Raw genomic sequence first — 18,854 nt, 5'->3', positions numbered from 1 at the left:
GCGTCATGCGAAATGCGGGTCGTCGGGCGTGGGGGCTCAGATGCCGCGCCCGAGGGCGCGGGCGTGGTCGAGCACCGCGTCCACGAGGTCGTCGAGATGTCGCCGATCACCCTCGCCGGCAAGGCGTCCGTCGGCGTCGAAGAGGGTTTCACCGGCCGTGATGCGGCATTCCGCCGTCACGATCTCGGCACCCAGCGCCGCCAGGACCTCTCGCAGGTGCCGCAGGCCTGCGCCGGTGCCACCTTCGGCGGGCGACAGGCCGGCAAGTCCGACGACGACGCGCCGGAACGGCGACGCGGCCTGAGGCGGCAGCGTGGCGCCGGCGGCGGCGATCCAGTCGATCGCGTTCTTCAGGAGCGGCGCGATGCCGGCATGGATCTCGGGCGCGATCACGAGGATGGCGTCCTGCAGCGCGAAGCGGCCGGCGAGAAGGCGGGCGTTTTCGGGCACCGCGCCGGGCGGAGCGCCGTCGAGGATCGGCAGTGGATAGTCGGCGAGGTTGGCAGTGGTGAGCGCCACGTCGGTCATCGCGAGAAGGCGCGTCGCCTCGCCGGCGAGGCGCAGAGTGGGCGAGCCGGGTTCGGCCGAGCCCGGCAGGATCAGGATGCGCGGGATCAAGGCGCCGGCTTGGTGGGGAGCCGAGCCGGGCGGTAGATCCAGACGCGGGCCGGGGGAATGTTGTCCCAGACGATGGGCGAGGCCGAGACGTCGAAGACCCCGGCCACCGGCTTCACCGGCGGGGTCCAGAGGTAGGAGAGCTGGGTCAGGTTGCCGCCCGGCGCCAAGCGCGCGAAGTAGCGGGTGAACAACGCCTGACGCTCGGCCTGCGGCAGCTTCACGATGGGGATGGCGAAGAGGATCGTCGAGAAGCGCGTCGCGCCGCCGTCGGCGAGCGTCGCATCGAGGTCGAAGCCGTCGCCGTGGATGACGTTGACGCCGGGGAAGCGGCGAGTGAGCGTGGCCGCGAAGTCGCGGTCGTATTCGATCGAGGTGATGCGCGAGGGGGCGACGCCGGCATCGAGAAGCGCGCGGGTGACGACGCCGAGGCCGGGGCCGAGCTCGAGGATCGGCCCGTCGATCTCGGTGGTGGAGGCCGCCACCATCGTGGCGCAGTAGCTGGCGGAGGAGGGCGCGACGGCGCCCATCTTGATGGGGTTGCGCACCCAGGTGCCGAAGAAGCGCACGAGATCGGCGCGTCGCTCGCGGGCTTCTGCGTTGCTCGTCTGACGCTCGTTCCGCTGCATGTCGGGCCTCGCCTTCTTCCTCTTGCGATCGCCGGTCCCGGCGATTCGTCGGACCGTCCTACCGCATCAGTTTGTCAGATCGACGAAATCGGACAAGTCTGTGTCGCATTCAGGCCAGAACCGCCGCGGCGATAGATCAGGACGCGGGCCGGCGGCAGGTTGCGCTTGATCCAGTGCGTGGCGAAGGCGCTCGCGCCGATGCGCTCGGGCTTCACCGGCAGCGAGGGCGAATAGGTGAACTGGATGAAGGGCGCACCGGGCGGCAGGAGGTCGAGATAGTCGGCGATGACGCAGGCGCGCTCGAGTTCGGGCCGCGCCATCAGCGGCAGCGAAGAGACGACGGCCGCCAGCGGCCGGTCGCCGATCCAGCGGCGAAGGGCGACGTCGGGCCGGTAGGCGTCGCCTTGCACGATGTGGGCGCGCGGGTGAAGCGCCCGCAGCAGCGCGCAGAACTCCGGCGCGTATTCGAGGCAGGCGAGATCGCTTTCCTCGACGCCGCGCTCCAGGAGGCAGCGGGTGACGACGCAGGTGCCGGGGCCGAGTTCCAGCACCACCGACCCGCGCTCGATCGGCACATGCGCCGCCATGAGGCGGCCCAGCGCCTTCGACGAAGGCGAGACCGCGCCGACCTTCAGGGGGTGGCGCAGCCACTCCTTAAGGAAATGGGCGTTGATCGGCTCGCGCCGTGGCTTGTCGCGATGCGTAAGCAGTCCGGCCTCCCGTCATTCGCTTGGAGCTCGGTCTTTACGCGCGTCAAAGACCGAATGCTACTCGCTGAGCCCTTCGAAGAAGTCCTTCATGCGCGAAAAGAAGCCGGTCGACTGCGGCGAGTTCTCGGAGGAGGAGATCTCCTCGAATTCCTCAAGCAGCTCGCGCTGGCGGCGCGACAGGCTCTGCGGCGTCTCGATCGAGATCTGGATGAAGAGATCGCCGGTCTGCGCCGAGCGCAGCACCGGCATGCCCTTGCCCTTGACCCGGAACTGCTTGCCGAACTGGGTGCCTTCGGGAACCTTGACCCGGGCCTTCTGGCCATCGAGCGTCGTCACTTCGAACGTGCCGCCGAGTGCGGCGGTCGTCATCGAGACCGGCACCTTGCAGAAGAGATCGGCACCGTCGCGCTGGAAGAACTCGTGCGGCTTCACCGAGAGGAAGATGTAGAGATCGCCCGCCGGCCCGCCGCGAAGCCCCGCTTCGCCCTCGCCGGCCAGACGGATGCGCGTGCCGTCCTCGATGCCCGCGGGGATCGAGACGGAAAGATTGCGCTCTTCGGGAAGGCGTCCGTCGCCGCCGCACTTGCCGCAAGGGTCGGCGATGATCTCGCCTCGACCCTGGCAGGTCGGGCAGGTGCGCTCGATCGAGAAGAAGCCCTGCGCCGCACGCACCCGGCCGATGCCGCCGCAGGTCGGGCAGGCCTTCGGCGCCGTGCCGGTGCGCGCGCCCGTGCCGTTACAGACGTCGCACTGGATGGTCGTCGGCACGCCGATCTCGGCGGTCTTGCCGCCGAAGGCCTCTTCGAGGCTGATTTCCATGTTGTAGCGAAGGTCCGAGCCGCGCTCGCGCCCCGACTGGCCGCCGCCCCGGCGCCCTGCGCCCTGCGCGCCGCCTCCGCCGCCCGGTCGCTGGCCGCCCATCATCTCGCCGAAGATGTCGTCGAAGATGTCGGCCATGGACGAGGCGAAGTCGCCCTTGAACCCGGCGCCGCCCTGTCCATTCTGGAAGGCGGCATGGCCGAAGCGATCGTAGGCCGAGCGCTTCTGCGGATCCTTCAGGACCTCGTAGGCCTCGCCGATCTCCTTGAAGCGGACCTCCGAGGCGGCATCGCCCTGGTTCTTGTCCGGATGATACTGCATGGCCAGCTTGCGGAACGCCGCCTTCAGGACCTTGTCGTCGCAGCCTCTGGCGACGCCGAGCGTCTCGTAGTAATCGACCTTCACGGACACCGTTTCACCGTTCTCATCATCTGACTGGAAGAGCGGCCTCGCATGGGCCGCCGCACGGGCATGCAGCCGATCGGGCCTGTTCTGGCCTCGACTGCCGTTCGCCGCATGTAAGGGCTGGAACGACGCGTTACCATAGGATGACGCAGCGCAAAAGCTGCGAACGGTCCCTGCCGGACCAAGGCGCCCGTTCGAGGACGCGTCGCTCAGACCTTCGCGAGCACGGCTGCGGGCTTCGGTTTGGCCGCCGGAGACGGACCGGCGAGGACCCGCGCGATCCGCCCTTCCAGAAAGCGTTCCGACAGGAAGGCCGCGGCGATCGAGGCGGCCATCGGCAGCAGCCACACGAGATAGAAGCTCACGGTGCCCGTCGGCTCTATCACCCGCTTCCACAGGAGCGAGAGGAAGATCGTCTCCATCACGGGATGCCAGAGATAGATGCCGAAGGAGAGGCGCGTCAGCGGCATCAGGGGCGCCAGCACCGCGGTGGAGCGGGGACGCGCCGTCTCGGAGAGGCCGACGAAGAGAATGGCGAGGAAGAGCAGGACGAGTGAGACGTAGGGCGAGAACTCGCCGAGCATCGCCGCGACCGCGAGCGCCAGGAAGCCGAGGCCCGGCAGGTGCGAGCGCACGGCGAGGACGCGCCGCCCGACGAGCAGCGCCGCGATCGAGCCGGCCAGGAAGTCGGCAAAGGCGCGATAGGCGCCGAGTGTGTCGGCATCCGTCCAGTGACCGCTCGGAAAGACGCCGCGGCGGCTCAGAAGTTCGAGCGCGCCGACCCACACCGCGAGAAGCAGGACGAGACCGCGCAGGCCGCTATCGCGCGCCACCACGAGGATCAGCGGGAACAGGAGGTAGCAGAAGATCTCGGCGCTGACCGACCAGGACGGATAGTTGAAGGCGAGCGCATCCGTCGTGCCCCAGGCATGGACGGCGAGAAGCTGCAGCGGCAGCACCGCGAAGTCCCAGCGCTGTGTTTCGCTGAGATGGACGAGCCCGGTCGAACCGATCAGCGCGACGCCGACGAAGAAGGCGAGCGTGATGAGGTGGAGCGGGTAGAGGCGGGCGATCCGCCGGCGCAGGAACGTCGCGTATTCGCCGATGCTGTGGATCTTATCGTGATAGCGGCTGGCGATGAAGAAGCCCGAGATCATGAAGAACATGTCGAGCAGCGGCAGCAACCGGTGCAGCACGGCAGTCCCCGCCACCGCGCCCTGACCCGGCGCGAAGTAGAGGAAGTGGTAGGTCATTACCAGCATCGCGGCGGTGAAGCGCCAGCAGTCGAAGATCCGGAAATACATTGTGCCGTCCGTTCCGGCATCACGCCGCCTAGCCCGTCGAGGATGGTTATAGGGCTTTAAAGGTCCGCCTTTGAGTCTTTGCGTCGTTTACCTCCCGTTAACGTAAACTCCGACCGCCCTCGGGTTCGGCTCATCCTAGGCTCCGATCTCCTTCCGCAAGATGAAGGCGGCCGGCGCTCGTGTTTTGCGGCCGATACGAAAAAGAGCCCCGGCGCGATGCGCCAAGGCTCCTTGCGAGATGTCGATCGAGCGATCCCGGAAGGATCGTTCGCGAGAGATCAGGCCGACTTCTTGCGGCCGTCGTCCTGCACTTCCTCGAAGTCGGCGTCCACGACGTCGTCCTGCTGCGAGCGGGCATCGGCCTTGGCCTCAGCCTCGTCCGCCTCGCCCGACTGCGCGGCGTCGTACATCGCCTGGCCGAGCTTCATCGAGACCTCGGCGAGACGATCGCTCTTGGCCTTGATCGTCTCGGCATCGGCTTCCGGCTTGTCGAGTTCGGCGCGCAGATCCGTGATCGCGTCCTCGATCGACTTGCGGTCCTCGGCCGAAACCTTGTCGCCGTAGTCCTTGACCGACTTCTCGGCCGAATGGAGCAGCGACTCGCCGTGGTTCTTGGCTTCGACGCCGGCACGACGCTTCTTGTCGTTGTCGGCGTTCGCCTCGGCTTCCTTCACCATCTTGTCGATGTCGGCATCCGACAGGCCACCCGAAGCCTGGATCGTGATCCGCTGCTCCTTGTTGGTGCCCTTGTCCTTGGCCGACACGTTGACGATGCCGTTGGCGTCGATGTCGAAGGTGACTTCGATCTGCGGCACGCCGCGCGGTGCGGGCGGAATGCCCTCGAGGTTGAAGCGACCGAGCGACTTGTTGTCCTGCGCCATCTCGCGCTCGCCCTGGAAGACCTGGATGGTTACGGCGTTCTGCGAGTCCTCGGCCGTCGAGAAGACCTGCGACTTCTTCGTCGGAATCGTCGTGTTGCGGTCGATGAGGCGCGTGAACACGCCGCCGAGCGTCTCGATGCCGAGCGACAGCGGGGTCACGTCGAGAAGGAGCACGTCCTTCACGTCGCCCTGCAGCACGCCCGCCTGGATCGCGGCGCCCATCGCGACGACCTCGTCCGGGTTGACGCCCTTGTGGGGCTCCTTACCGAACAAGGCCTTCACGACCTCCTGCACCTTGGGCATGCGGCTCATGCCGCCGACCAGCACGACCTCGTCGATGTCGGCCGCCGTCAGGCCGGCATCCTTGAGCGCCGACTTGCAGGGACCCACGGTGCGCTGCACCAGGTCATCCACCAGCGCTTCGAACTTCGAGCGCGTCAGCTTCATGGTCAGGTGCTTCGGCCCGGAGGCGTCGGCGGTGATGAAGGGCAGATTGATCTCGGTCTGCGAGGCCGACGACAGCTCGATCTTGGCCTTTTCCGCGGCCTCCTTCAGGCGCTGCAACGCCAGCTTGTCGCCCTTCAGGTCGATGCCCTGGTCCTTCTTGAACTCGCCGGCAAGGTAATCGACGAGGCGCATGTCGAAGTCTTCGCCGCCGAGGAACGTGTCGCCGTTCGTCGACTTCACCTCGAAGACGCCATCGCCGATCTCGAGCACCGAGACGTCGAACGTGCCGCCGCCCAGATCGTAGACCGCGATCGTCTTGCCGTCGTTCTTGTCGAGGCCGTAGGCGAGCGCCGCCGCCGTCGGCTCGTTGATGATGCGCAGCACGTCGAGGCCGGCGATCTTGCCGGCATCCTTCGTCGCCTGACGCTGGGCGTCGTTGAAGTAGGCGGGAACCGTGATGACGGCCTTCTCGACCTTCTCGCCGAGATAGGCCTCCGCGGTTTCCTTCATCTTCTGAAGGATCATCGCCGAGATCTGCGAGGGCGAGTACTTCTCGCCATGCGCCTGGACCCAGGCGTCGCCGTTGGAGGCGTTGACGATCTTGTAGGGAACGAGATCCTTGTCCTTCGTGACCGCCGGATCGTCGTGGCGGCGGCCGATGAGGCGCTTCACGGCGAAGAGCGTGTTCTCGGGATTGGTCACGGCCTGACGCTTGGCCGGCTGTCCGACGAGGCGCTCGCCATCCTCGGAAAAGGCCACCATCGAAGGCGTGGTGCGGGCGCCCTCGGCGTTCTCGATCACCTTGGCGGTCTTGCCGTCCATGACGGCGACGCAGGAATTGGTGGTGCCAAGGTCGATACCGATCACCTTCGCCATATGCTTCTCTCCTTGTTGAGCGTACCGCCCGGACCCTCGCAGGAGGCGTTCCGGCAGGCGGCACCTTAAGAATGGGTGGGTCGCCGGTCCGGGGCACAAACCCGTCCGGCGAAACTGGAAGCTATATATGAACCGGGTTTCGGCGGTGCAAGGCATCGCGCGACACCCGTTGCATGCGGCGGCACGCTGAGGCTCCCACGGGCGAAATTCCAGTTCCCTGAAGGGTTTGGCGCGGCGGCGCCCGACGACGCCTTCCATCGCCGGCCTCTCGAAAATCGATCGCGGCGAGCGTTTCGGCGGAACGCAGTTCACCGGCGCGTGTTGACCCCCCGACGGCCGCCCGCGCCCAGATTGTCGCAGTCTGGAGATGCCGCGAGCGCCATTCGAGACCCGAAAGGCATGCCCATGCGCAGCATCATCTACCTCATCGGCCTGATCGTCGTCGTTCTCGCCATCCTGTCGTTCCTCGGCCTTCGCTGATCCCGCCCTCGCCGATCCCAAGGGGACCGTCCATGTCCAATACATCCGACACCACCGGCGGCTCCGGCCGCTGGGCCGACGATCGCGAGGCCGCCTCTCGCGGCGTCGAGCGTGAAGCGCAGTCCGCCCGCACCGAGGCCTCCCATGCCGCCGGCACGATCCGGGACGAGGCCTCCAAGCTGGTCTCCGGCGCGCGCCAGAAAGCCGAGGAGCAGGTCGAGCACGGCAAGTCCGCCGCCGCCTCCAGCCTCGAGGACTTCACCGCCGCGATCCGCAAGGCATCCGACGAACTCGGCGAGCGCGACCAGTCGATGGCCGCCAACCTCGTTCGCGAGGCCGCATCCGGTCTCGAACAGGCCTCCGAGGCCCTCAAGGGCCAGAGCCTGCAGGAACTGACGCGTTCGGTCGCGGGCTTCGCCCGGCGCCAGCCCGCCGCCTTCCTCATCGGTGCGGCGCTGGCCGGCGTCGCGCTCGGGCGCTTCGCCCGCGCCTCCGGCGATCATGCCGACCGCGAGCATCTTCGCGGCGGCTCGGCACGCCCGTTCGATCGCAGCTCCGCCTCGTCGCGCAGCCAGCGCACGAGCATTCCCAGCGACGGCCTGAACCACTCCGATCCCGAGGGCGCGCCGATCACCCGCGTCGGCTCGTCGGGCTTCGAAGCCTCGCGCACCACCGGGGCCGCGTCCCGTCCCACGGGCGCCGAATTCGGATCGTCCGGATCGTCCGGCACCACTGGCACAGAGGGCCTTGCCGGATCCTCTGACATGACAAAGGACTTCCTGCGATGAGCGAGCCCCGCGATACGAGGTCCGTTCCCGATCTGATCGGCGACGTCCTGCGTGAAACCACGGAGCTGTTCCGCACCGAGGGCAAGCTCATCCGCGCCGAGATCTCCGACAAGATCGCGCAGGTGCAGGTCGGTGGCGGCTCGATCGCCGCCGGCGCGATCTGCCTCCTCGTCGCCCTCGTGGTGCTGGCGCAGGCGCTGGTGATCGCACTCGCCCATGTCGTGGGCGCCGGCTGGGCCGCGCTCATCGTCGGCGTCGTCATTGCCCTCGTCGGCGTGGCGCTGCTCGCCAAGGGCAAGAAGGACCTCGAAACCGTCAGCCTGACGCCGGACCGCACGCTGCAGCAGCTGCAGAAGGACGGCCGGCTCGTGAAGGAGCAGACCCGATGAGCACCGAGACCGAACGCCTCGCCCGCGAGGCCGAAGAGCGCCGCTCCTCTCTCGATTCCACCCTCGACAGCCTGAAGGACCGGTTCTCGCCGGGCCAGATCGTCGACGAGGTCGCCGCCTATGTTCGGGGCGGACAGGGCGCCGAGATGGTACAGAACCTCAACCGGCAGGTGCGCGACAATCCGCTGGCGCTGGGCCTCATCGGCGCGGGTGCGGCTTGGCTTCTGCTCGGGCAGGGCGTGCGCGACAACGGCTCGCGGCTGAAGTCCCGTTACGACGACCGGCGCGACGACGATCGCACCCCCGATCGCTGGGCGGCCGACGATCGCGACAACCGCTTCGACGGTCCCGTGCGACCTGTCGCCACCGCCTACACGTCGGATTACGGCAGCGACCTCGCGCAAGGTGTGCCCCGCGCCTATGCCGGGGCAGCGTCGCGGCCGTCGTCTTCGGGCGGACCGGGTCTCGGCGAACGGGCGCGTCAGGGCGCAACGAGCGCCGGCGACAGCGTCTCCTCGGCTGCCTCGGACGCCGCCGGCGCGGTGTCGGATGCCGCATCGAGCGCGGCGGGTGCCGTGTCGGACGCGGCATCGAGCGTTGCCAGCGGCGTCTCCCATCTCGGCCACGAGGCGAGCGACGCCGCCCATCGCGCCGCGGAGGCGGGCTATCGCAGCGCGTCCTATGCCGGCGAGCGTGTTTCGGACTACGGAGCCCGCGCCAAGCGGACCTTCCTCGACACGCTGCAGGAGGAGCCCCTGATCCTCGGCGCCGTTGCGGTGGCGATCGGCGCGGCCATCGGCGCGGCTTTTCCCTCGACGCGCACCGAGGACGAATGGCTCGGCGAGACCCGCGATCGTCTCCGCGACGAGGCGATCGACTACGGGCGCGACGCCGTTCAAAAGGCCGAGACCGTGGCGGCGAAGGCCTACGAGGCCGGCAGCGCCGAGGCCGAGGAGAAGGGGCTGAAGCCGGAGGCCGGCAGCGGCGAGACCATCGCGCAGAAGGTTTCGTCCGTGGTGAAGACCGCCGCCGAAACCGGGAAGGACGAGGCCCGCAAGGAAGGCCTGTCCTGATCTCGATCATGCCCGGCGCTTCCTGAGAGCGCACGGAAGGGCTCAACATGAAGGCCGCGGGATCGATCGATCCCGCGGCCTTCGTCATGTCGGGGCGTCAGTTGCCGAAGAGGCCGCGGAACAACGAGCGGTCGCTGGCGCGTCCGCCGGAGGCGGGACCTTCGAGCACGGCGTCGGGCGGCAGGTCCTGCTGGCGCACCTGACGCGCCGGACCCTCCAGCACCGCATCCGCTGGTAGGTCGCCGCGCCGGACGACGCGCGGCGGGCCGATATCGGCGGGCGGGCGCATGCGGGCGGGCTCGCCATATTCGGGCGGCGGGCCGCCATAGACGTCGTCGCCGTAGGGATCGGGGCCGTCGGCGTACGGCTCGGGAACGGAGGCGTAGGGGTCTTCGGCCGGATAGGGATCTCGCGGGGCGTCGTCGCGCCGGAAGATGCGGCGCGGCTCGGGCTCGCCGCGCGAGGCATAGCCGGGCTGGACGCCGCTGCGCCCGACGCCGAGCCCGACATCGGGTTCGGCCGGGCGATCGTCCTGACCGGGCACGACCGAGGCGATGCCGCCGTCGGCCGGCAGGCTGCCGGGTGCGGGATCGGCCGGGAGGGCTTCCTGTGGCACGGGCTCGCCGTAGGCGTCGGTGCCGCCGGAGGGCAGTTCGGTGTTCTCGTAGACCGGGTTTCCGGAGGCGTCGTAGCCGATGATCTGGCCGCCGTAGCCGGACGCGACCGGCGTGTTGCCGGGATCGCCGATCCGGTAGTTGCCAGGCAGCGGCATGGCGGGCAGGCCTTCGTGCGCGGCGGTCATGAAGGTCTTCCAGACGTCGGCCGGCAGCGTGCCGCCGGTCACCTGCCGCATCGGCTTGCCGTTGTCGTTGCCGAGCCAGACGCCGGTGGTGAGGTTGGCGGTGTAGCCGACGAACCAGGCGTCCTTGAAGTCCTGCGTCGTGCCGCTCTTGCCCGCCGCCTGCCAGCCGGGGAAGGCGGCGCGGCGGCCGGTGCCGGAGGTGACGACGCGGGTCAGCATGGCGTTCATCATGCCGACGATGTCGGAGGTGACGATGATCGGCGGCACCTCGGCGGGGCGCTCGTAGATCACCCTGCCGGAGACCGTCGTCACCTTGTTCACGAGGTGCGGCGTCGCCTGATAGCCGCCATTGGCGAAGGGCGCATAGGCGCCGGTCAGTTCAAGCAGCGAGACTTCCGAGGTGCCGAGCGCCAGCGAGGCGTTGTCGACGAGCGGCGAGGTGATGCCCATGCGCTTGGCCGTCTCGATCACGGCGGGCGGGCCGACCTCGGCCGTCAGCTTCACGGCCACGGTGTTCAGCGACTTCATCACCGCGTCGGCGACCGTCACCGGACCGCGGAACTTGTTGTCGTAGTTCGAGGGCGTCCAGTTGCCGATGCGGATCGGCGCGTCGTCGACGATCGTTTCGGGCCGCACGCCGTATTCGAGCGCTGTCTCGTAGACGAAGGGCTTGAAGGCCGAGCCCGGCTGGCGCTTGGCTTCGGAGGCGCGATTGAATTGGGAGGTGGCGTAGTCGCGCCCGCCGACGATGGCGCGGATCGCGCCGGTGCCGTCGATCGAGACGAGCGCGCCCTGGCTGACATTCTGCGTCGCCTTGTCGATCGTGTCGGCGATCGCCGCCTGCGCGCTCTTCTCCAGCGTCAGGTCGATCGTGGTGGAGACCACCACGTCTTCCTTGATATCGCCGACGAGGAGCGGCAGGTCGCGCATCACCATGTCGGCGGCGTAGTGTTCGGGGCCGGTCCAGAAGGAGCGGGCCTTCGTCGGCTTGGCGGCCTTGGCGGCGTCGAACTCGGCCTGCGTGATGAAGCCCTCGTCCTCCATCGCCTGCAGGACGATCTCGGCGCGGGCCCGCGCGGCGGCGGCGTCGCGCACCGGCGAGAGGCGCGAGGGCGCCTTGAGAACGCCGGCCAGCGTCGCCGCCTCGACCAGCGAGAGCTCGTCGGCGTTCTTGTCGAAATAGCGCCGGGCGGCGGCCTGCACGCCCGTCGCGCCCGATCCGAAATACACCCGGTTCAGGTACATTTCGAGGATCTGGTCCTTCGTGAACTTGTGCTCGAGCCAGAGCGCGAGGATGGCTTCCTGCACCTTACGCTGGATCGTCTGGTCGGGATTGAGGAAGACGTTCTTGGCGAGCTGCTGGGTCAGCGTCGAGCCGCCCTGCACGGTTTCGCCCGCCGCCACGTTCTCGGAGAAGGCGCGCACGATGCCGATGGGGTCGACGCCCCAGTGCGAATAGAAGCGCCGGTCCTCGATCGCCATCACCGCCTGCGGCAGGTAGGGGCTCATGCGGTCGAGGGCGACGGCCTCGCCGCCCGTGGTGCCGCGGTCGGCCAGCAGATCGCCCGAAACGGAAACGATCTTGACGTTGGGCGGGCGCGCGGGGATCGCCCAGGCCTCCTGCGGCAGCTTCACCGCGAAATAGCCGATGACGGCCGCGCCCGCGATGCCGCCCCACAGCGCCAGCAGCACGCAGAGGCGCACGAGATGGCCGAGGAGCGAGCGCCGCTTGCGCCGACGCCCGAAGAATCCGCCGCCGCCGCCCGAGCTGCCCGAGCTGAGATCGCGCGACTTCGAGGAGCGCCGCGTGGCGGTCGCCTCGATCTCCGGCTCGCGCCGGGTGCCGCGGCTGCCGCGCGCATTGCGGTTGGCCGCGGCGCTGGCGGGCAGGACGGCGCGGTCGTCGGCCGAAACGCGGATCTCGCTTTCGTCCCCGCCTCGCGAGGAGCCGAAGGTCGGTTCGATCCGGTCGTTCTTGCGCCTCGCCGCCATCCGTTCCCGTTCCTCAACTCTCGATCTGTCGCTGCCGGGATCTCGCCCGTCCGCCGCGCCGACGCAGGATCCGATCCTGACGGGCCGCGGCTGAACCGCCGCTGAACCCGAACGGGGACGATGGCCGACCAGCGGCGAAGCGGCGCGCGCGAGCACGCCGACGTCCCGTTCGCAACTGGAGTTTAAATGCGGCGATTTAACGGGGCGTTAAGGAACCCTGCCGCGTCGTCAACGCCTGTGGCAGCGCTTGGCGTGGCGGCGAGCCACGGCAAACGAAAGGGCCGGCACCCCTTCGGAGCGCCGGCCCGAACGGCTCGAAGCCGTCGGTCATGTGTGTCGTGGATCGTCGTGGAGATCAGACCCGCGCGAAATCCGCCAGATCGCTCGTCAGCTTCTCCTGCTCGGTATAGTGCAGGCCGTGCGGCGCGCCTTCGTAGACCTTCAGGTGCGCGCCCGGGATCATCTTGGCGGCCTTCTCGCCGGAAACCTCGAAGGGAACCGTCGCATCCTTCGTGCCGTGAATCACCAGCGTCGGCACGGTGAAGGCGGTCATGTCGGCGCGGAAGTCGGTGGTGCCGAAGGCGCGCACGCAGGCGATCGAGGAGCGAAGCGACGCCTGCAGCGCCAGGCCTTGCGTCCAGGCGAGGTAGTCCGACGAGACCGAGAAGGTCAGCGGGCCGACGCCGTAGAACTGCTTGCCGAAGCCGGTGAGGAAGCCGGGGCGGTCCTTCTCGAGATCGGAGATGAAGCCGTCGAAGACCGACTTGTCGACGCCGTCCGGATTGGTGTCGTCCTTGAGGAGATAGGGCGTCACCGCCGAGACGAGCACGGCCTTGCCGACGCGCTTGCCGCCGTGGCGCGACATGTAGCGGGCGACTTCGCCGCCGCCCATCGAGAAGCCGACGAGGACGGCGTTCTCGAGTTCGAGATGCTCCATCAAGGCTGCGAGATCGTCGGACAGCGTGTCGTAGTCGAAGCCGGTGCCGGGCTGCGAGGACCGACCGAAGCCGCGCCGGTCGTAGGAGATGACGCGGAAGCCCTGATCCACCAGCTTGTCGGCCTGGTAGTCCCACATGTCGGCATTGAGCGGCCAGCCGTGGATGAGGACGATCGGGCGGCCGGTCCCCCAATCCTTGTAGTAGAGATCGACACCGTCCTTCGTCTGCAGGTAGGTCACGCGGTTCTCCTCGGTCTGTTTCGTCTCCAAGGAATGGATCGCGCGCAAAGCGGTTCCGTCATCCAAATGGTGCCGGACATGCAAAAGGGCCCGGACACCTTTCGGCGTCCGGGCCTCGATCGGGTCGAAACGGCCGGAGTGACCCGGTCCTAGAGGAGTGGCCCGGTCCTAGAACAGGTCGAGCGTGAAGCGGTGCGACAGGCCGATGCCGGCGAAGAACTGGTCTTCCGAGCCGACCTTGACGATCGGGGAATCCTTGGCGTCGCCGATCATCCGCTCGTAGGCGGCGTTGGCATTGACGAACCAGTTGGGGCGGAACTCGTAGCGAGCCGAGGCCGCGGCGCCGACCGTCTTGAAGCCCGAACCCGCGTCGTAGGCGCCGAGGCGGCCGAACGAAGCGAGGCTCTCGATCGGCGTCACCGAGAAGTAGGTGCTCATGTACTCGGCCGAGGCGAAGGTGGTGCGCGGGCCGAGCTTCAGCGTCCACTGCTCGTTCGGACGCGAGATGAAGTCGATGCCGGCGCCGCCGACGAAGCCCTCGGCCTCGCCGAACGCATAGCGCGCCTCACCGTAGATTTCGGCGTTGAAAGTCTCGTAGAGCGGGAACTCGTAACCGGCGCGCAGGCCGAGCTGATAGGTCTCGTCGAGGGCGCGGGTGCCGAACAGTTCGGGATAGTCGGCGGCGTTGCGCTTGTCGATGAAGCGGAACGAAGGCGCGATCTTGAAGCCGCCGTAGCTCTCGTCCGGCGAGCCGATCGCGCCGATGCCGGGAATGTTCAGGTACTGCAGGCCGACGATCGGGTAGCCCGAGACGATGTAGTCGCTCGAACCCTCGTAGGCGGGCTGCGTGGAGACGCCGGCGCCGAGCTCGATGATGAGATCGGCATTGTTCACGACCGCGACCTCGGTCGTGTCCACGGTGGCGACCGCATCGGCGGCGAGGGCCGGCGCGGCGGCAAAGCCTGCGAACGCGGCGGCGAGAAGAAGGGCGGAACGGAAGGTCACGGGTGCATGCTCCGGCATCGGCGTCTGTTTCATGACCCTATTGTCGGGGAAACCCGTGCAACTTCAATCACTGAACGCCCGCAATGCAGCATTCGCGCCACAGGCGTTGCCGCCAAGACACGAAAGGCGCTTGTATCGCGCGCCAACGAGTGCGGCCTCACGCGTCCGTGATGGCGAGACCGTTCTTCCGCTCTCGCCTGCGCCGGTCACCCCGTGTCTAGTCGGGCCATCATCGGCGCCGGGAGGGCGCCGTCTCTGGGAGGAGATTTCAGCCATGAAACGACGCACTTTCATCACCGGCGCGCTCGCCGGCACGATCCTGGCGCTCGGGAGCCTCTCGGCCTCGGCGCAAGAGTACCCGACCAAGCCGGTGACGCTCGTGGTGCCGTTCGCGGCCGGCGGCTCCACCGATCTCGTGGCGCGCACCATCGCCCAGTCGATGAGCGAGAAGCTCGGGCAGCAGGTGCTCGTCGACAACAAGGGCGGGGCCGGCGGCAATCTCGGCGCGAGTTTCGTGAAACAGGCCGCGCCCGACGGCTACACGATCCTGATGGGCACGATTGCCACCCATGCGCTCGTCGCCTCGCTCTATGCCAAGCCGCCCTTCGACCCCGAAAAGGACTTCGCGCCCATCGCGCTGCTCGTCACCGTGCCGAACGTCCTGACGGTCAACAAGGACTACCCGGCCAAGGACGTGAAGGAGCTGATCGCGCGTCTGAAGGAGAAGCCCGGCGAGGAGATCTACTCCTCCTCCGGCAACGGCACGCCGCTGCACCTGTCGGGCGAACTCTTCAAGTCGATGGCCGGCGTCGACATGGTTCACGTCCCCTACCAGGGCTCCGGCCCGGCGCTCGTCGATGCCGTCTCGGGCGCGGTGCCGATCAATTTCGACAACCTGCCCTCCTCGACTGAGTTCATCCGCTCCGGTGCCCTTCGGGCGCTGGCCGTTACCACGAAGACGCGGGCGGCCAACTTCCCGGACGTGCCGACGATGGAGGAGGCTGGCGTTCCCGGCTACGAGACGAACACCTGGAACGCCTTCTTCGCGCCAGCCGGCACGCCGCCGGCCATCATCGCCAAGCTGAACGAGGCGGCCAACGCCGCGATCGCCGACCCGAAGGTGAAGGCTCGCCTCGCCGAGGTCGGCGCGACCACGGTCGGCGGCACGCCCGAAGAGCTCGCCGCCCATGTCACGAAGGAAATCGCCCGCTGGCGTCCGGTGATCGAGGCGTCCGGCGCACGCATCGAATAGCGTGCCTTCCTGAGCGTCAGACGTCGCTCTCGCAGTGTATCGCAAGTGCTTCAGGTTGTGACTTCACAACCTTCATGGTTCTGTTAGGAAAACGACATCAAACTGTCACGGGGTGGCGATGATGCTCGTTTTCCGCAGATGCCATGGTGTGCTTCTCCGCACGCTTCGTTTCCTGCAAACACCGCCGTTCGGCCAGCTCGCGATTCCGTTTGGACTGCTGGTGACGGGCCTCATCGGTCTTCACGTCGCGGCGCTCATCGCCGAGCATGTCTTCGCGGTCACCGCGATCTGGCCGTCCCTCGACGCATGGAAAATCACCATGGACCGGGGCCTCGGCGAGCTGTGCGAGACCGCCATGCTGGTGGTGACGGTGGTCAGTCTCTGGCAGGTGGCCAAGGCGCAGGGCGACCGGACGATCGCGTCCTTCGCCGTCCTCTTCGCCTGGATCGCGGCCGACAACATCCTGAGCCTCCACGAGCAGGTCGGCGACCAGCTGGCTTCTCTGCTGTCCATCGACTCGCGCGTCGGCGAGGTCGTGGGGTTCCTGCCCTTCCTCGCTCTGTTCCTCGTCGTGATCTCGCGAATGACGGCGGCGGACCAGCGCAAGGGCGCCAACCTGTTCTTCGTCGCCGCGATCGCGGCGGTGGGCGGCTTCGCCGTGGTGATCGATTTCCTACATGGGGCCGTGATCGGCCCGGCCTCGTCGCTGGCCTTCAAGGGAATCGTCAGCCTCGTCGAGGATGGCGGCGAACTCCTGTCGATCGCCGCGATCTGCTGCGGCGCCCTCAGTCTCCGGCATGCGGTCGTAACGCAGGGTGCTTTCGCCGGGGAGGCGATGCCGGCGGCTGCCGCGGCGGGTGAGGTCTTCGCGCGTTCGTCCGCCAACGGCTGAGATCATCGCTCGACGCCCGAGGTTTTGCCGGGAGGTCCGTCGAGCCGGATGCGAGCGTCAGGCCGCGCCCTTGGCGAGCCACTCCTTCAGCGCCTGGTTCACCCGCGTCTGCCAGCCCTTGCAGGAGGCGCGAAGCGCCGCGGCGACCTCGGCATCGAGCCGCAGCGTGACGCGGGCCTTGGGATGCTCGGCGGGCGGTCGCCCGCGCCGGATGAGCACGCCGTTCTCGTGAAGGTCGGCGCGATCGAACATCTCGTCGGTCCATTCCGGCGCGTCGTCGGGATCAATCCAGTCGGTCGAGGACTCTTCGACTTTCGCGTTCATGGCAGTGCCTCATCGAAATGACGTGCCGCACGTCGCCCGCGGTGTCCAGACCACCATGACGACCCGAGCCTCCAGAAAGCCCTCAATCTGGAGCCGCGGCTCGCCGTAGTCGAACCGCTCGTCGGCCGGCGTCAGCGTCCGGTCTGCGAAGAGACCGGGCGCATCAGCGAAGTCGAGACCACGCTCGGCCAGCGCGCGCTCACGCTTGGCCCGATCTAACGAGGCGGCGACGATATTTTTGTACCGACAGTTTCTGCCGCCATCAAGTCGCCGAGCGCGGCGTCAACTCGCCCCGCGTTCGCCCCGCGTTCGTCCAGCGCCGCCAGCACGCGCGCCCAGGAGCGCTGGCCCTTGGCGAAGGAGGTCATCTCGTACTTCTCGTTCGGCGAGTGGATGCGGTCGTCGCCGAGGCCGAAGCCGATGAGGAGCGAGGGCATGTCGAGCCGGCGCTTGAACTCGCCGACCACCGGAATCGAGCCGCCCATCCCGATCATCACGGCGGGCTTGGGCCATTCGGCCGACAGGGCCGCGCGCGCGGTCTGCAGCACCGGGCTGTCGAAGGGGAGCTGGATCGCGGCCGAGCCGCCATGCTCATGGAACTCGGCCGTGCAGTCGGCCGGCAGGCGCTCGGTGACGAAGGCGCGGAAGGCGGCGCGGATCGCCGCCGGGTCCTGGTCGAAGACGAGGCGGAACGAGACCTTGGCGTGCGCCTGCGCCGCGATCACCGTCTTGAAGCCCTTGCCGGTATAGCCGCCCTCGATGCCGTTGACCTCGGCGGTGGGGCGCGACCACGTCTGCTCGAGCACCGAGCGGCCCTTCTCGCCCGCGGGCACCGAGAGCCCGACCGCGCCAAGGAACTGGTCTTCCGAAAAGTCGAGCTTGTCCCAGATCGCCTTCACCTCGGCCGGGAGGTCCGGCACCCCGTCGTAGAAGCCGGGCAGCGTCACGCGGCCGGTCTCGTCGTGGAGATCGGCGAGGATCTTGGCCAGGACATGGATGGGGTTGGCGGCGGCACCGCCGAAATAGCCGGAATGGAGATCCATCGAGGCGGCCTTGATCGTCACCTCCTCGCCGACGAGGCCGCGAAGGCCGGTGGAGATCGCGGGCGTGTCGCGGTCCCACATGTTGGTGTCGCAGATGAGCGCGACGTCGGCCGAGAGCTCGGCACGGTGGGCGTCGAGGAAGGGCAGGAGCGAGGGCGAGCCCGACTCCTCCTCGCCCTCGAGAAAAATCGTGACGGTGCAGGGCAGCGATCCCGTCTCGGCGATGAAGGCGCGGCAGGCCTCGACGAAGGTCATCAGCTGGCCCTTGTCGTCGGCTGTGCCGCGCCCGACGAGGCGCTGCGTGCCGTCGGGCATGGTGACGAGCCGGGGATCGAACGGGTCGGTGTCCCAGAGCGCCAGCGGATCCACCGGCTGCACGTCGTAATGGCCGTAGAAGAGGACGTGGCGGCTGCCTTCGGGGCCCTTGCGATGCGCCACCACCATCGGATGGCCCGCCGTGTCGGCGACGCGCGCCTCGAACCCGATGGCATCGAGATCGCCCGCCAGCCACTCGGCGGCGCGCCGGCAGTCCGGAGCGTAGGCGGGATCGGTGGAGATCGAGGGAATGCGCAGGAGATCCTGCAGCCGCTCGACCGAGCGATCGAGGTTCAGGTCGAGGCAGGCAAGGACGCTGTCGAGATCGGACATGGGGCGCTCCGTCTGGGGGCACGACAGGCCGAGTTGTGCGCTGCCGCCGAATGCGAGCGGGCATAGCGCGAGGCGCCGACGAACGCAAAACCGGCGAGCGAGGGGCGGGAACGCGCGCCTCTTCATCGAAACGGCTCGTGCCGACGCAAAAAAAGCGCGCCTTGTCAGCGCGCCGGGTATCGATATGGGAGGAAAGACAGAAGAAGAGCCGTCGCGGACTGGAGGGGGATTGTCGCGACGGCTCCTTCTGATCGAGCGGAGATCCCGAGAGGGGGGATGGGATGGATCCGCTCACGTTCGGCT

17 protein-coding genes and 1 pseudogene are annotated in these 18,854 nt (G+C 68.1%); 6 read left to right on the top strand and 12 right to left on the bottom strand.

Annotated features, from left to right (window positions below; all coding sequences use genetic code 11):
* Nucleotides 1-36 precede the first annotated feature (36 nt).
* The 6 genes from AUL33_RS13390 to dnaK form a co-directional block, all read right to left on the bottom strand.
* Nucleotides 37-618 carry an NADPH-dependent FMN reductase gene (locus AUL33_RS13390; protein WP_062208814.1) on the bottom strand — a complete coding sequence of 194 codons (582 nt, stop codon included), beginning with the start codon at nucleotides 616-618 and terminating at the stop codon, nucleotides 37-39.
* On the bottom strand, nucleotides 615-1,244 hold the full coding sequence (locus tag AUL33_RS13385) for a class I SAM-dependent methyltransferase (protein WP_062208811.1): 630 nt from the start codon (nucleotides 1,242-1,244) through the stop codon (nucleotides 615-617). The genes AUL33_RS13390 and AUL33_RS13385 overlap by 4 nt, the downstream gene beginning before the upstream one ends.
* A 74-nt stretch (nucleotides 1,245-1,318) precedes the next feature.
* Entirely contained in the window at nucleotides 1,319-1,831 is a 513-nt protein-coding gene (locus AUL33_RS13380) for a class I SAM-dependent methyltransferase (protein WP_202815303.1), read from the bottom strand.
* A 180-nt stretch (nucleotides 1,832-2,011) separates the two neighbouring features.
* The gene (dnaJ, locus tag AUL33_RS13375; RefSeq protein ID WP_062209056.1) at nucleotides 2,012-3,178 is read right to left on the bottom strand and encodes a molecular chaperone DnaJ; all 1,167 of its coding nucleotides are present in this window, start codon (nucleotides 3,176-3,178) and stop codon (nucleotides 2,012-2,014) included.
* Nucleotides 3,179-3,387: 209 nt separating this feature from the next.
* Nucleotides 3,388-4,482, bottom strand: coding sequence for an acyltransferase (locus AUL33_RS13370; RefSeq protein WP_062208805.1), 1,095 nt, complete (start codon nucleotides 4,480-4,482; stop codon nucleotides 3,388-3,390).
* A 278-nt stretch (nucleotides 4,483-4,760) separates the two neighbouring features.
* Nucleotides 4,761-6,686, bottom strand: coding sequence for a molecular chaperone DnaK (dnaK, locus tag AUL33_RS13365; RefSeq protein WP_062208802.1), 1,926 nt, complete (start codon nucleotides 6,684-6,686; stop codon nucleotides 4,761-4,763).
* Nucleotides 6,687-7,037: 351 nt separating this feature from the next.
* Between dnaK and AUL33_RS22940 the strand changes: the two genes are divergently transcribed.
* Genes AUL33_RS22940 through AUL33_RS13350 form a run of 4 tightly spaced genes read left to right on the top strand, consistent with a single transcriptional unit; the run spans nucleotide 7,038 to nucleotide 9,416 of the window.
* Nucleotides 7,038-7,166, top strand: a complete 129-nt coding sequence (locus AUL33_RS22940; RefSeq protein ID WP_280137818.1) for a hypothetical protein — start codon at nucleotides 7,038-7,040, stop codon at nucleotides 7,164-7,166.
* A 32-nt stretch (nucleotides 7,167-7,198) separates the two neighbouring features.
* A complete protein-coding gene (locus tag AUL33_RS13360) occupies nucleotides 7,199-7,954 on the top strand; it encodes a hypothetical protein (RefSeq protein WP_062208799.1) in 756 nt (251 codons plus the stop codon).
* Nucleotides 7,951-8,343, top strand: a complete 393-nt coding sequence (locus AUL33_RS13355) for a phage holin family protein (protein WP_062208796.1) — start codon at nucleotides 7,951-7,953, stop codon at nucleotides 8,341-8,343. The genes AUL33_RS13360 and AUL33_RS13355 overlap by 4 nt, the downstream gene beginning before the upstream one ends.
* Nucleotides 8,340-9,416: a DUF3618 domain-containing protein gene (locus tag AUL33_RS13350; RefSeq protein ID WP_062208793.1), complete on the top strand. Its 1,077-nt coding sequence runs from the start codon at nucleotides 8,340-8,342 to the stop codon at nucleotides 9,414-9,416. Before AUL33_RS13355 ends, AUL33_RS13350 begins: the two co-directional genes overlap by 4 nt.
* Nucleotides 9,417-9,513: 97 nt before the next feature.
* On the opposite strand, the gene AUL33_RS13345 is transcribed toward AUL33_RS13350, so the two are convergent.
* The 3 genes from AUL33_RS13345 to AUL33_RS13335 form a co-directional block, all read right to left on the bottom strand.
* Nucleotides 9,514-12,210 (bottom strand): transglycosylase domain-containing protein, encoded by a 2,697-nt coding sequence (locus tag AUL33_RS13345; RefSeq protein WP_062208790.1) that lies wholly within the window; start codon nucleotides 12,208-12,210, stop codon nucleotides 9,514-9,516.
* 355 nt (nucleotides 12,211-12,565) lie between these two features.
* Nucleotides 12,566-13,387 (bottom strand): alpha/beta fold hydrolase, encoded by an 822-nt coding sequence (locus AUL33_RS13340; protein WP_062209053.1) that lies wholly within the window; start codon nucleotides 13,385-13,387, stop codon nucleotides 12,566-12,568.
* 168 nt (nucleotides 13,388-13,555) lie between these two features.
* Nucleotides 13,556-14,392, bottom strand: coding sequence for a MipA/OmpV family protein (locus AUL33_RS13335; protein WP_062209050.1), 837 nt, complete (start codon nucleotides 14,390-14,392; stop codon nucleotides 13,556-13,558).
* Between the two features lie 274 nt (nucleotides 14,393-14,666).
* Here AUL33_RS13335 and AUL33_RS13330 point away from each other — a divergent pair, with 274 nt between their 5' ends.
* Both AUL33_RS13330 and AUL33_RS13325 read left to right on the top strand, forming a co-directional pair.
* Entirely contained in the window at nucleotides 14,667-15,644 is a 978-nt protein-coding gene (locus AUL33_RS13330) for a tripartite tricarboxylate transporter substrate binding protein (RefSeq protein ID WP_062208787.1), read from the top strand.
* Between the two features lie 220 nt (nucleotides 15,645-15,864).
* Nucleotides 15,865-16,536, top strand: coding sequence for a hypothetical protein (locus tag AUL33_RS13325; RefSeq protein WP_156419409.1), 672 nt, complete (start codon nucleotides 15,865-15,867; stop codon nucleotides 16,534-16,536).
* A gap of 57 nt (nucleotides 16,537-16,593) precedes the next feature.
* Here AUL33_RS13325 and AUL33_RS13320 read toward each other — a convergent pair whose 3' ends face one another.
* The 3 genes and pseudogenes from AUL33_RS13320 to AUL33_RS13315 form a co-directional block, all read right to left on the bottom strand.
* A complete protein-coding gene (locus tag AUL33_RS13320) occupies nucleotides 16,594-16,860 on the bottom strand; it encodes a BrnA antitoxin family protein (protein ID WP_062208782.1) in 267 nt (88 codons plus the stop codon).
* A gap of 9 nt (nucleotides 16,861-16,869) precedes the next feature.
* Nucleotides 16,870-17,052 carry a BrnT family toxin gene (locus AUL33_RS21665; RefSeq protein WP_244492231.1) on the bottom strand — a complete coding sequence of 61 codons (183 nt, stop codon included), beginning with the start codon at nucleotides 17,050-17,052 and terminating at the stop codon, nucleotides 16,870-16,872.
* A gap of 122 nt (nucleotides 17,053-17,174) precedes the next feature.
* A pseudogene (locus tag AUL33_RS13315) lies at nucleotides 17,175-18,551 on the bottom strand (dipeptidase); the annotation flags it as partial.
* Between the last annotated feature and the right edge of the window lie 303 nt (nucleotides 18,552-18,854).

Origin of the sequence: Aureimonas sp. AU12 (assembly GCF_001463705.1) — a bacterium.
Classification (GTDB): Bacteria; Pseudomonadota; Alphaproteobacteria; order Rhizobiales; family Rhizobiaceae; genus Aureimonas.
The sequence above is the reverse complement of the archived record's forward strand: the minus strand, read 5'-3'. Positions and strand labels throughout refer to the sequence as shown.